This is a genomic window from Leptospira langatensis, from assembly GCF_004770615.1.
GTDB classification, from domain to species: domain Bacteria; phylum Spirochaetota; class Leptospiria; order Leptospirales; family Leptospiraceae; genus Leptospira_B; species Leptospira_B langatensis.
This window is the reverse complement of record NZ_RQER01000004.1, coordinates 569090-582230: the sequence shown is the minus strand read 5'-3', so window position 1 is coordinate 582230 and position 13141 is coordinate 569090. Positions and strand designations below refer to the sequence as shown.

Sequence of the window (13141 nt, the reverse complement as noted above, 5' to 3'; positions counted from 1 at the left end):
AGCGACAGCGAAAGAATTATCTTTATATCCAATTATGATCTGATCCTTTCATTGGATCAAAACTTTCATTTGTTGTTTGGCTTTAGGCAGCAGAATGCGCCGTCTGCAGTTTTCCTTCTTCCTTCGTTTGTAGAACCGCTCTATATAAAAGTGGAAAGATCCCGAATTTAGAAATTCCTAATAGATAGATTCCCGCAACCGAGAATAGAGTTCCTAAGATCCAACCGAGTTGATGCAAGATCGCACTGCAGAGAATAGCGAGTCCCAGTGCTCCCACAAACACAGTCGCTAAGAAAGCAATTGTAGAAGAGAATGCCGACGGAGAATTTCGGACAGTGAATTCTCCGCTTCCCCCCAATTCCCAACCTTCCTTTTCGATCTTCAATAATGTGTAGATCAACACAGGGACTAGGATCACTCCCATTACGTACAATGTAATGGCTACGTCGGAAAGTAACCAGTTGGCAGCCGTGTTCCAAGTCCAACCGTTCTGGAATTGATCCAATGATTCGGAAAAGAATCTTTTGTAACCAGTTCCGTCCCAACCATGAACCAAAATGAAGAACATACCGAAATATCCGAGAGGGATCTGCAAATAAGCTAAGAAGTTTTTACCTGCCTTTAACAAGGCCCAAACAACCCAAAAGCCTAATATACCTTGGGAAACATTCGTTAGTCCAAAGAGAGCGACGAGCCATCCAGGCATTCCCTTATCTCCCGCATGCATGGTTTCCCAACTTGTGAATTGCCAAACCAGATAAAGACCGGAAGGCGCGAACAATAAGGAAAGATAGAGAAGATTGGTAATGAAGTATATATTCTTCCAAAAAGGATTTTTTCCTTCTTCTTTTGTCACGGAAGGAAGGCTACCTTTCGTCTTCTCTCCGGATTGCAATTTTTTGATTTGGCGAGCTGCGGCCATTGCGTAACCGGCTCCCAGGCCGTAGGCCCAAAAAACATCCACTTGTACCATTGGATTTGATCTCCTCACCAGGGGTTGAATATAAGAATGACATGTCATTCAGTTTTGTCAATAGAAAAATGTTCGATAGATAAGCGAAAATCGTGGTTAAAAATATATTGATCGGTGTTCAGTTGGGTTTTTCAAAAATTCTCTATACACCGTAATGAGAGGAAATGTCTATGTTCCTGTTCCATTAAAGGGGAACAGAAACTAGTTAGGTAAGAAATATGAAAAGAATAGTACATGTTTTTTTGTTGGGGATCTTTCTCTTTCAGTCTTGCAGATTTCTGGGCTTGGGCTCGGATCCTTTTGAAGAATTGAAAGCGAAGTATGCAAACTCCGAATCTAAGTTCGCGCCGATCGGCGATCTTAACATTCATTATAGGGATGAAGGGAAGGGGCCAGTAGTCGTTTTGCTTCACGGGGTGAGCGCTTCTTTGCATACCTGGGATGCTTGGGCCGAAACATTAAAATCTCATTATAGAGTCATTCGGATAGATCTGCCGGGACATGGACTTACCGGGCCGCCTAAAGATATAGAAAAATTGAATTTAGAGGAAGGCGTAGAGATCGTAAATCGTTTCTTGGAATCCTTGAAAGTGGATTCTTTTTATTTAGTCGGTAATTCTATGGGGGGATATATCTCTTGGAACTACTCTTTGAAGTATCCTCAAAAAGTGAAGAAGATGGTTCTCATCGACGCTGCCGGATATGCACAACCTTTGCCTTTTATCATCGGTCTTGCAAGTCATCCCGTAGTTAGCCCCGTCGCTAGGCATATGCTTCCTAGTTTTCTGGTAGAGAATAGCGTGATGGAAGTATATGGAGATCCTTCTAAAGTAACCCAAGCAACGAAGGATAAGTATGTGGATCTCTCAAGAAGGGAAGGAAACAAAGAAGCCTATAATTATTTCTTTAGATTTGCTAGAGAAAAGTTTACAGATCCAAAGATTTCCGAGGCGATCAAACAGGTCAGGACCCCGACCCTGATCATGTGGGGAACGAACGATCGTTGGTTAAAGCTGGAGTATGCTCAAAACTGGACCAAGGATATACCGAACTCCAAGTTCATTGCATATGAAGGAGCAGGTCATATTCCCATGGAAGAAATTCCGGAACAGACTTCTAAGGATCTAGTCAAGTTCTTAGAGAATTAAGATCCGTTCGGTTCCGAGTTATCGTTTGCCCATTCCTTCTAACATAAGGATGGGCATTTCTTCTAGCCAACGTTTCGCGAATTTAGAATCTCCCTTTGAAGAAAGGCTGATGCGAATTCCCTCAAACATCATTGCGTTTACTGCTTGAGAAGCGGTTCTCGTATCTAATTCCTTTCTAAGAAAACCTTTTTTGACTCCGTTCTTTAAGTAAAGTTCTGTTAGCCTGGCACTCTTGTCGATTCCCAACTGCACTTTTCTTTTTACCGTTTCGTCCAAAGCCATCGCTTCGAAGAAAACGATCTTTGCTTGGCGAGGATCCTTACTGAATAGCTGGAATAATTCCATACCTATGCTTTTGATCTGAGCTCTATATTCTTCTAGGGTGCTGGATTTTTCGGGGCTTTCTTTTTTTACTACTTCGAGTAGTCCAACTAGGATGCGATCAACCAAGGCATGTAGGATATCCAGCTTATTCTTGAAATAGCGATAACAGGTCCCATGTCCTATATTCAGTTTGTTCGCAATGTCTGCGATGCCGGCATCATGATAGCCTTTCTCTGAAAAGACATCCAGAGCCGCTTCGAGTATTTGTTCTCTTCTGGCTTCCGCTCTGTTTGCGATCGGACTAGGAGCCTTTGTTCTCATAGGTTTCCTTCCTCCAATTTGGAGAAGGATACGCAAGGAATTTTCCTAATCCGGAAGATCAAAACGGATTTGGAAATTTGTGCCTGTTCCTTTGGAACCGGAAAAGTCCAGCTTCCCTTTCAATTGCTTGGTAAGTACTTGGACCAAAGTAAGACCGAAAGAAGGGGTGGAGATCTGATCCAATTCACTGGAAAGCCCAACCCCATTATCCGAGACTTCCATGCTAACGGTATTCCCGTTTTTCTTCAGGCGGACTTGAACAATGGGCCTTCCTCCTTCCGGAATGAAGTCCTTCGGAAATGCGTATTTAAGACAGTTGGTAAGTAATTCGTTCAGGATCAATCCTAGAGGAATAGCAAGGCTGATCTCCAGATGAATGATCTCGGAGTATATTTCCAGTTGAACTTCTCCTCCTATCTTGTAAGCGGCTCGGATCTTCTCCGCAAGTCTCTTGGAATATCCGGAGAATTCTACATTTCCCAGATCGTTTGATTGATAGAGTTCATCATGGATCAAAGCCATAGTTTGGATCCGGTTCTGGCTTTCGGAGAATGCGTCGTGGATCTTGGGATCGTTTTCGTATTCGGACTGGAGACTGAATAAGCTAGAGATGACCTGCAGATTATTTTTTACTCTGTGGTGGATCTCCTTCAACATCACTTCTTTTTCCTTGAGGGAAGCCTTGAGCTGTCTCTCTGCCTGTTTTTTCTCAGTGATCTCTACGACTGTGATGATAACGGAAGAGAAAGTGTCTTCGAACTCAGGGGCAAGAGACCAACGGATTGCGGCTTCGAAAGGTTTCCCTTCGCTATCATACAGTACTGATTCTGTCTGCAGGATCCTGGTCCCGAAATTCAACCTAAACAGTAATTTTCTAAAAGAAGTTTGGTTCTCTTTTCGAAAGAATTCCACTGCAAGAGAAAGCACTTCTTCTTTCGATTTTGCTTGGAATAATCTCACGGACTCACGGTTCGCATCTATGACCCGTACCGAATCATAACATTCGGAAACGAAATCCTGGTTCGTCTTTAGGAATCGGTTGAATTCCCATTTGGTGAGTTTAGGAAGACTTTCTAATCTTTCTTTTACACCTCTATAATCGCATTCGAAGATCGCGATCGGGACGTTCTCGAAAAGCCCTTTGTAAATGGCCTCGCTAGTTCCCAAGAAATGATAGGATTGATCTAACTCCTTGGTTCTTTCCGCTACTAACTTCTCGAGATCCTGATGCGATTGAACTAGCTCGTCTTCAACTACCGCTCTTTCTTGGACAACTGCCAATACAAGAAGAGATGCGATAGAGACCGCGGATAGAAAACTCTGGAGAGCGAGTAAAGCGACTTCCTTAGAAGGAACGAAGAAATAGGCGTTTCCCTTGATCGTTCCTACGATTGCCAAGATCGAAACGACGATCATTACTAGAGAAGATTCCTTTCCGCCGAATCGGAGAGAAGCGAGTGCGATGACTACAATGAGTAGATAGGACAATGGAAAGTAGGCCGGGATCTCATTTACCCGGAAGAAATAAAATATCCCTCCTCCAAGCAAAAGCAAAAAGGAAACCAGTCCTAGGCTCTCTTTCCAAGAGTGAGCCCTGAATTGAGTAATATTCGGTCCGAGCCAACTTAAGAAAAATGGAAAGTAAACAAAGACTCCCAGAGAGTCTCCCATCCACCAAATGATCCAAGTGGGTAGAATGGAATGAGCATCCACAACACCGGCTAGGAACAAACCGGCATTGGCAATAGTTGGAGCGATCATGCAAACCAGGGTCTCTATCCAAAGGAATCGAACCACCGAAGATGTGCTCTGAGTTAAGTCCAATCTCGGAATGAATCGTCTATAGAGATATGCTCCTAATCCTGCTTGGACAGTGCTTCCCAGGGCGATGATCGCAGCGATTGAGACAAATTTCCAAGCCTCCGGATGAGACAAGAATTCGGATTTAATATGACTATTATAAATCAGGGAGCCTAGAAAAATCCCGGGCAAGGAAATCCTTCCCCAAAGAAGAGTAGTGACAAGGCTCCAACCGGACGCCGGCCAAATGGGAGAAGCATAGTCTGAAAACACGCTCAGGCTATGTCCCAGTTTCCCGAGTAGAAAATACACGAGAGCAACTAGACAAATCTTGGCTACGGACGTTAAAATTCTTTTGGACTGTTCTAACATTAATCCCCGAATCGTTTTCATTTCGCTTTTAGGATTCGGAAGCAGGTGAGAATAAGGCACTTAAGGCCAAATCATGATTCCGGATCTCCGCAACAATCCCGATCGACCGTTTATATTTTTAGGAAGCGGTTTTTCGTCGGAAGGCATTCCTATCATCGCGGAGCCGAATGAAATCCTTACTACTAATCGACGAAGCGAAGTAAGGAAAATACTCTTAGAAATTCAAGATAGAATAGCCAAAGGTAATTTTGCGGCAGGTTGGATCTCGTATGAGGTCGGAGAACTGTTCTTAAACGAGGATTATGAGAATGGTTCTGAATTTCGGAGCGAGCCACTTCTTTGGTTTGGTGTTTTTCAAAAGTATCACAAAGTAAAGGCGGAAGAGCTCATTTCTTGGGAGGAAAAGTTTCAGGACCGTGGCTATTTCGCCGCATTAGATCCAAGCCTAGAACAAAAGGAGTATAAGGAAGCGATCCGAAAGATCCAAGACTATTTGTATAAAGGCGAAGTATACCAAGTGAATTATACGTTTCCTTTACGGATCCGACAGGAAGGATCTTTAGAAAAATTGTTCTTCGATCTGCGTAAGAAGCAATCCGTTCCGTATGAAGCCTGGATCCGGACTGGAAATTCTATCGTAGGGGGCCACAGAGATATACTTTCCTTTTCTCCCGAATTATTTTGGGAAAGGAAGGGGAATGAGATCCGAACTGTTCCGATGAAGGGAACCAGGGCCAGAGGAAAGGACTCGATCGAAGACGAGAAATTAAGAGAGGAACTCTTTGAATCTGCGAAGGATAGAGCGGAGAACTTAATGATCACGGACCTACTTCGAAACGATCTGGGCAGGATCTCGGAACTCGGTTCCGTGCAAGTCTCTAAATTATTCTCGGTAGAAGAATATTCTACAGTGTTTCAAATGACGAGCGAGGTACGTTCCCTTCTTCCTAAAGAAATCAATTGGATGAGAATACTCGAATCATTATTTCCTGGAGGTTCCATCACAGGTGCTCCAAAGAAAAGAGCAGTAGAGATCATACGCGAGCTAGAGAAGGAAAGAGGAGTCTATACCGGAGGGATTTTCTTTCTTTCTCCGGAGAAAGAAACAGTATCGATCGCGATCCGAACCTTGGAGTTTTTAGAAACTTCTCCTGGAAGAAGGACCGGTAGAATGGGGATCGGTTCCGGGATCACGATCGGATCTGACGCGGAGATAGAATGGAAGGAATGTTGGTCCAAGGCAAAATTCCTGAAAGATCCGATCGAAGCGAAGAACAGCTTTTATATTTTTACTACCATGCTCTGTAAAAGAGGAACGATCTTCTTTTTAAAAGATCATAAGGAAAGAATGAGGTCCTCTGCTTCTCAACTCGGCTTTGAATGGAAGGAATCGGAGTGGGAACTTTCTGTCCAAACGATCTTGGAACAAAATCGATCCAAAAAGGGAAAAGCATCTCGCATCCGCATCCAACTCTTTGGGGACGGAACTATTCGGACGGAGATCTCCGAATTTGTGAAAGGCCCTAAGCAAGGGAATATTCTGTTTTCGAAAACTCAGTTAGATCGTTCGGATCCATTTCTGTATCATAAAACGAATATCAGAGAGACCTATTCTTTCGAATATGAAAAGGCTTTGGCCAAAGGTTATCTCGATGTGATCTATTCCAACCAAGAAGGACAGATCACCGAAGGTGCCATTCATTCCATATTCTTTTTTTTAGATGGAGAATGGATCACTCCCGCGTTGGACCAAGGACTTCTTCCCGGTGTGGCGAGAAAGAGATGGATCCAAAAGTTACATGCGAGAGAAGGAACTGTTTTGAAAAAAGATCTGGAGCTTGCCGAAAAAATACTCTTAGTGAATTCGATCCGTGGGGCAAGGCGGGTCTTAGGTGTGGACCAAGAATGAGGACTTTTTTAGGACTCTCTCTTCCAAATGAAGTACGAGAAAGGATTCAGGGGATCTGCTACGGACTCGAAGAGATCCGATGGGTCCTTCCGGAAAATTTCCATACTACTCTGGTCTTTTTAGGAGAATTAGATCGAGAACAAATAGAAACGGTTTCGGAGATCAGCTCTCAGATCGGCCAAAGCCCGTTTTCGATCGAAGTCCTTGGTCTGGGAATTTTCGGACATAAATCTCCCGAGATTCTGTACGTTTCCGTTTCTTTTTCTGAGGCCTTGTTTCGCTTGCAAAAATCCTTGGATTCGTCTTTAAGAAGAGTTGGATTTAGCCTGGAAAAAAGGGATTATAAGCCTCATATCACGATCGGAAGATTTAAACGGGATCGAGAGAAGAGATTGGAAATGTATCTGAAAGAATTCGATCAATTTCATATTCCGAATATCGAGATCCGGGAATTTCATCTTTTTTCTAGTCGTAGCGGTTCAAACGGACCTATCTATTCTGTCGAAGAAACATATCCTCTCCAATTAGATTGATCATGGAAAACCCGAAGCAAGATTCGTATTCCCCCAAGGTCCGAGACTTTTCGGATTTCTTCGCAGATCCACGCACTAGCCTCGAAGAAGTGGTCGGCATCGGCGGAGACCTGAAAGCGGACAGATTGTTGTACGCGTATACGAGAGGGATCTTCCCTTGGGCGGATAAACCTTTACTTTGGTTTTCTTTGGACCCGAGAGCCATATTCGATCTGAACGTCCTTCACCTAAGCACTCGAGTAAGAAGAAGGATCCGTCAAAAAAAATTCACAGTCACATTCAATCGTGCCTTTGAGCAAGTTATGCGATGCTGTTCTTATCGGACAGACGAGCAAACTTGGATCACCGATACCTTCTTAAAAGGGTTCACTCAGTTCCATAGAGAAGGTTATGCTCATAGCGTGGAAGTCTGGGACGAAGAGGGAAGATTAGGCGGTGGAGCCTATGGAATAGCGATCGGTAAATTTTTTGCCGGAGAGTCCATGTTCTCCTTCTTACCCGATTTTGGTAAGATCGGACTCTACTTTTTGTTCGAGGCCTTGAAGAAGGACGGTTTCACTCTGTTTGATACCCAGCAGATGAATCCGGTTACCTTGAACCTAGGAGCCTACGAAATTCCGAAAAATAAATTTCTAGACCGTCTTTCGGAAGCGGTTTCGATCCCTAACAAATGGGTCCCTCCTGTGGATGAAATCTGATTTTTCTTTAAAATGGATTTGATTTGCCTCACAGAACAATAAAATTACGACACAAACCATCGTTAGTATAGGAAGACCATAATGAACCTATTCAAGAAAATTCTTGTTACCCTTTTAGTATCTGCGATCGCTCTGTTCGGTTTTACCGGAATCAGCGCACAAGAAGCAGGTGGAGACGCTCCGGCAAAGGCTGAAGACTCTGCTGCTAAGCCTGAGAAAAAAGAGAAGAAACACAAGAAAAAGCACAAGAAACACAGCAAAAAGAAACATAAGAAAGAAGGCAAAAAAGGAAAAGAAGAAGCACCTAAGTCTTCTGCTCCTGCTGCTGAAGAAGGCGCTGGCGAAGAGCAACAATAATCTCGCTTAACATTCCTTAAAACCTCGTTCGAGAATTACTCGAGCGGGGTTTTCTTCTCCTCTTTCATTACGATTTTGCACCGCACCTACGAGATCCTATCTTCTAAAATTTAGTTGACGGGTCATACAATCACATTAATTTAAACGCGCTTTATCTCATAAGCGTAATATACTCTTTCTTCTCAAGGAATAACCCCAATGTATAAGAATTTAGCAGACATGTACCTTAAGGCCGCCGAGTCCTTTGGGGAAAGGCCAGCCTTTTGGTCGAAGGATGAGACAAAAGAATACAAAGCGACCACCTTCAAACAACTTGTAGATCTTGGCCTTGCTCTGTCCGAAGCTCTTATCGACTTAGGAGTAAAGGCGAGAGAACATATTGGGGTCCTCGCGGACAATCGTTTAGAATGGATTATAGTGGATGCGGCCGTTTTATTCTCCGGTTGCGCAAACGTTCCTAGAGGAACCGATGTTACCGACTCCGAGATGGATTATATTTTAAATCACTCAGAAGCTTCTGTCGTCTTTTTAGAGAACGACAAGATGTATGAGAAGTTCTTGAAGAACAAGGCCAAGGTGAAGGGTGTAGAGACCCTTATCATCATGGACAAGGACAGTAAGATCAAGACCAAAGGGGTCTTGCATTTATATGATCTCGTCGAAAAAGGAAAGCAGCTGAGAGCGAAAGGCGGTCACAAGGCCGAGAAGCGGATCGATGCGATCAAGCCTGATGATCTGTTTACTTTGATCTATACTTCAGGAACTACTGGAATGCCTAAGGGAGTAATGCTTATGCATTCCAATATGATCCACCAGATGGAACATGTTGTTCCTTTGATCCTGAAAAAATCCATGATCAAAGAAGATGACAGTATGCTTTCCATTCTTCCTGTTTGGCATATTTTCGAGAGGGTTGTGGAATATTCCGCAATCTCTTTGGGGATCGCGACTTTCTACACCAAGGTTTCCGATCTTAGGAATGACCTGGCCAAAGCGAGACCTTCCTTTATGGCTTCCGCTCCCAGGGTTTGGGAAAGTATCTATACCGGTATCTATAATAGGATCAACGATCCTAAGCAGACCCCACCGGTCAGAAAATTCCTCTTTAACGCGGCGTACTTCTTTTCTAAGACATACCATGCAGGAGTTCGTTTCCTGAGTGGAAGAGAAGTAGATTATACGAACCGCAATATTCTCCAATCTTTGGGACTTGGGATCAAAGCGATCGTTCAAGTTCTTTTGACTGGGCCGTTTACGGTTTCCTTTATTTCCGCAGTGGCTTACTCCTATATCAAGATGTATGAGCCTGGATTGGGATTCCTATCCCCAGTGCTATTGACTATTGCTATTTTGGCACTGATCTTTAACTATAAGACCCTGGACGCCGTCGTTCTTGCAAAGATCCGCCAGGCAACAGGTGGACGTTTGAGAGGAACTCTTTCCGGTGGAGGTGCTTTGCAGCGCCATGTGGATAATTTCTTCAACGATATCGGGCTTTTAGTATTAGAAGGTTACGGAATGACTGAGAGTGCTCCTGTGATCTCGGTGCGCCATTACGATTATCCGATCATCGGATCCGTAGGTTATATCGTTCCTAAAACCGAACTCCAACTCAGAGACGAGAATGGGAATGTGCTCACTCATATCAACGATCAGAAACAGATCCTAGCGGGTAAGTTGGGAGTCAAAGGTATTGTTCATATCAAAGGGCCTCAAGTGATGAAAGGATATTACAAGAATCCGGAAGTTACCAAGAAGACCATTGTGGACGGCTGGCTGAATACGGGAGATATCGGATTCATCAACTACAAGTATACTCTCACCTTGACCGGAAGAGCGAAAGAAACTGTAGTTCTCTTAGGCGGAGAAAACGTAGAGCCGGTCCCGATCGAGAACCGTATGGACGAGTCTCCATATATCAAACAATCCATGGTATTCGGTCAGGATCAGAAAGTGCTGGGAGCTATCATCGTTCCGGATCTAGAAGTCCTGAAACCTTGGTTGGAACAGAACGGGATCGCAGCTAAGGATCTGAAGGATCTCATTGAAAATCCGAAGGTAATCGATTTCTTCAAGAAGGAGATCCGAGAGTATAACAGTACGAAGCACGGATTTAAATCCTTCGAATTGATCCAACATGTAGTGATCGCTCCTAAGCCTTTCGAGGTCGGAGACGAGTTGACTAACTTGTTAAAAATGAAAAGACACGTGATCACTGAGAAATACCAAAAAAGGATCGATAAGGTTTATAAATAAGGAACCTTCTTCTATTGAAAAGAGAAGATCCCTCGGTGAAAGCCGGGGGATTTTTTTAGTACAACTTAAAAATTCCGGGAAGCACTTCTTTTCCCTCGGACAAGACTTGAGGATCGTGCATCGTAAGAATCGTGCTGCCTTGCGAAGATAGAACTTCTACATAATCCAAGAACTCTTTGTTGTTCCGAACAGAGAAGGCAGCTTCTTTCGGGAGCCCGATCCCTTTCTTGCAAGGATCAATCCAATAGCATTCGTCTCCTGTGATCAAAAAACGTTTTCCAGGACGGATCGACCATTCTATCGCCACCGAACCTGCAGTATGGCCACCAGTGAGCAATATCCTGAAATTCGGAATTAATTCTATACTCGAATCTAAGAATTGGACCTTCTTGTATCTCTCTTTGAGAGAAAGCTTTCTTTCTTGGTTAGAAAACCAATTCGATTTTTTTAATGTATTCCAGTCATGCGATTGAACGTATACTTTCGCATTCGGAAAAAGATCCAGACCTCCTGCATGGTCAAAATGATAGTGAGTTAGGACAATATCTTCGATAGAAGAAGGAAGTATTCCTATAGAGGAAAGGAGTTTTTCCGGAGAAGTCCAGTCTCGCACTTGAAACCGTTTTGCAGTTTCCTTAGAGGAGATCCCTGTATCGATCAATATGTGTTTCTTTCCCAATTTCACAAGATAGAATAAGAGTGAGATCTCAGACTCTCCTTCTTCTGCTCCTTGCTCCATGAGTTGTTTCGAATAAAGCAGTTTACCGTACCGGAAAGCGTATAATCCATCCGACAGAACGGGAGCACCTTGGTCCGAAGAAAGTGGATTTGGCTCCTTCTTCTCAAAAGAAGAAGCGCATTGGTAGAGTAAAAAAAGAAGAATGAAAATTCTAAATGGGGCCAAGGCGAAATTCTCCCGAACTTCCAGATTTGATTTTAAGGATCTTTCGCTTCATTTTTTCTTGCTTTCACATCCGGTAAAATCAAATCTAGAGTCTAATCAGTAACACAGCGGGGACGAATTTGGTTTCGACTGTTGTAGTTAAGGTGTGGTGGCATGTAGGGGTGAGGGGCCTCTTAAAAACCTTCAAAACATTAAACGCTAACAACGAATTAGCACTAGCAGCTTAATCTCTGCTTCGGAAAGATAGCTTACTCTCCCGGTGGTTTTCTTTCTGTCTCAAACGGGAGACTTCTTGGATCGGTTTTCGGTTCCCGTTTTAAGGAGTACTTGGATCGGATAGAAAGGACACGCCTGCTTATGGGCTAAGGCCTTTCGAGATTTAAAACATAAGACAAACACGTAGAGGCCGCATTGAGACGCAATAGGACCCGGGTTCGAACCCCGGCGTCTCCAGTTTACCGAGTTTCACTATGTTCGTTCAAACTCGAGAAGAACTTCTGAAAAGCCTAAGAGAGGCAAAGCCGGAATTGGCACGTAGGTACGGGCTAGTTAATATCTACATATTCGGATCTTTTTCTAAAGATAATGCAGATCTTAGCAGCGATGTTGACTTACTGATCGATATTCAAGAACCTAAGTTCGATTCCTTAGCTGGGATAAAGATCTATCTCGAAGACAAACTGGGTCGGTCGGTTGATTTAGTCCGTAATAGACCTGGCTTAAGAAAGTCTTTTATAGAAAGAATTCAAAAAGATATGATTCATGTCTGAAGAGTTTCGAGATAGACTTCGATTTATTCTCGAATCGATTCACCTTGTAGAAAGTCGCTTCAGAAGCATTGAGGCTGCTGACGATTTTATTTCAAATGAAGAAGGACAGATCCTTTTGGATTCTATCTCCATGAGGCTGCAAGCAATTGGAGAAAATATTAAATCCATCAATAAACATCAACCGGATTTACTATTAAGATATAATTCTATCGACTGGACAAACATCATGCGGATGAGAGATATTATCTCGCATCACTACGAAGGTCTCGATTACGAAATAATATATGATGTATGTAAAGAGAAAATCCCCGATCTTAAAGTGGCTATCGTAAGCTTGCTTCAAATCTTAGAATAAATAGGACAAAGATAGCTATCTTTTTCTATACCAAAGCCAGATCGCTACTACCAAACTGATCATAGCTCCTAAGAACTCACGACCCAATTCGATATACGGTTTTTCCGCACTCATCTTGGCTACGATCAGATTTTCATTCCCTGCTTTTAGCCAGGTAAAGAATCCGTCTGCGGTGATTGCGATCTCGATACTTGCCATTCCGATAGACGCGTAGATCAGAGGCAGACTATCTTTTCGGATTGCTGCGAGTACACAGGTAAGAGCGGAAGTAAGATACAATAGCATCCAGTGTAAAGGATCCGGATCATTGTATTGCAGCCCTGCTGCTAGTACGAAATAGGCTGCGAGTAGAATTGAGATGACTCGAAACATGATTTTCTCCGTTTAGATTCTATAGTTATTTGGAAAAGTCCCGGGATTG

General features: G+C 43.3%; 13 protein-coding genes and 1 other RNA gene. 9 read left to right on the top strand and 5 right to left on the bottom strand.

Going from position 1 to position 13141, the window contains the following annotated elements:
• Nucleotides 1-82: 82 nt before the first annotated feature.
• Entirely contained in the window at nucleotides 83-973 is an 891-nt protein-coding gene (locus EHO57_RS06855) for a hypothetical protein (protein WP_135644159.1), read from the bottom strand.
• A 218-nt stretch (nucleotides 974-1191) separates the two neighbouring features.
• Between EHO57_RS06855 and EHO57_RS06850 the strand changes: the two genes are divergently transcribed.
• Nucleotides 1192-2121, top strand: coding sequence for an alpha/beta fold hydrolase (locus EHO57_RS06850; protein ID WP_135644156.1), 930 nt, complete (start codon nucleotides 1192-1194; stop codon nucleotides 2119-2121).
• Nucleotides 2122-2139: 18 nt separating this feature from the next.
• Here EHO57_RS06850 and EHO57_RS06845 read toward each other — a convergent pair whose 3' ends face one another.
• Together EHO57_RS06845 and EHO57_RS06840 are read right to left on the bottom strand one after the other, a co-directional pair.
• Complete coding sequence (locus tag EHO57_RS06845) at nucleotides 2140-2766, bottom strand: TetR/AcrR family transcriptional regulator (protein ID WP_135644152.1); 627 nt, start codon at nucleotides 2764-2766, stop codon at nucleotides 2140-2142.
• Nucleotides 2767-2811: 45 nt separating this feature from the next.
• Entirely contained in the window at nucleotides 2812-4938 is a 2127-nt protein-coding gene (locus tag EHO57_RS06840) for an MASE1 domain-containing protein (RefSeq protein WP_246050571.1), read from the bottom strand.
• A 73-nt stretch (nucleotides 4939-5011) separates the two neighbouring features.
• Here EHO57_RS06840 and pabB point away from each other — a divergent pair, with 73 nt between their 5' ends.
• From pabB to EHO57_RS06815, 5 genes are all read left to right on the top strand, one after another.
• Entirely contained in the window at nucleotides 5012-6847 is a 1836-nt protein-coding gene (pabB, locus tag EHO57_RS06835; RefSeq protein ID WP_135644146.1) for an aminodeoxychorismate synthase component I, read from the top strand.
• Nucleotides 6844-7380 (top strand): RNA 2',3'-cyclic phosphodiesterase, encoded by a 537-nt coding sequence (thpR, locus tag EHO57_RS06830; protein ID WP_135644143.1) that lies wholly within the window; start codon nucleotides 6844-6846, stop codon nucleotides 7378-7380. Before pabB ends, thpR begins: the two co-directional genes overlap by 4 nt.
• A gap of 2 nt (nucleotides 7381-7382) precedes the next feature.
• Nucleotides 7383-8078 (top strand): leucyl/phenylalanyl-tRNA--protein transferase, encoded by a 696-nt coding sequence (gene aat / locus EHO57_RS06825; RefSeq protein ID WP_135644140.1) that lies wholly within the window; start codon nucleotides 7383-7385, stop codon nucleotides 8076-8078.
• A gap of 81 nt (nucleotides 8079-8159) precedes the next feature.
• A complete protein-coding gene (locus tag EHO57_RS06820) occupies nucleotides 8160-8435 on the top strand; it encodes a hypothetical protein (RefSeq protein WP_135644137.1) in 276 nt (91 codons plus the stop codon).
• 198 nt (nucleotides 8436-8633) lie between these two features.
• Nucleotides 8634-10691 carry an AMP-dependent synthetase/ligase gene (locus EHO57_RS06815; protein ID WP_135644134.1) on the top strand — a complete coding sequence of 686 codons (2058 nt, stop codon included), beginning with the start codon at nucleotides 8634-8636 and terminating at the stop codon, nucleotides 10689-10691.
• 55 nt (nucleotides 10692-10746) lie between these two features.
• Here EHO57_RS06815 and EHO57_RS06810 read toward each other — a convergent pair whose 3' ends face one another.
• Entirely contained in the window at nucleotides 10747-11595 is an 849-nt protein-coding gene (locus EHO57_RS06810; protein WP_246050570.1) for an N-acyl homoserine lactonase family protein, read from the bottom strand.
• 109 nt (nucleotides 11596-11704) lie between these two features.
• Between EHO57_RS06810 and ssrA the strand changes: the two genes are divergently transcribed.
• The 3 genes from ssrA to EHO57_RS06795 all read left to right on the top strand — a co-directional run bounded on the left by ssrA (nucleotide 11705) and on the right by EHO57_RS06795 (nucleotide 12720).
• Nucleotides 11705-12051, top strand: a transfer-messenger RNA (tmRNA) gene (gene ssrA / locus EHO57_RS06805).
• 14 nt (nucleotides 12052-12065) lie between these two features.
• On the top strand, nucleotides 12066-12365 hold the full coding sequence (locus EHO57_RS06800; protein ID WP_135644131.1) for a nucleotidyltransferase family protein: 300 nt from the start codon (nucleotides 12066-12068) through the stop codon (nucleotides 12363-12365).
• Entirely contained in the window at nucleotides 12358-12720 is a 363-nt protein-coding gene (locus EHO57_RS06795) for a HepT-like ribonuclease domain-containing protein (RefSeq protein WP_135644128.1), read from the top strand. Before EHO57_RS06800 ends, EHO57_RS06795 begins: the two co-directional genes overlap by 8 nt.
• A 15-nt stretch (nucleotides 12721-12735) precedes the next feature.
• On the opposite strand, the gene EHO57_RS06790 is transcribed toward EHO57_RS06795, so the two are convergent.
• Nucleotides 12736-13092 (bottom strand): transmembrane 220 family protein, encoded by a 357-nt coding sequence (locus EHO57_RS06790; RefSeq protein ID WP_210410019.1) that lies wholly within the window; start codon nucleotides 13090-13092, stop codon nucleotides 12736-12738.
• Nucleotides 13093-13141: the final 49 nt, after the last annotated feature.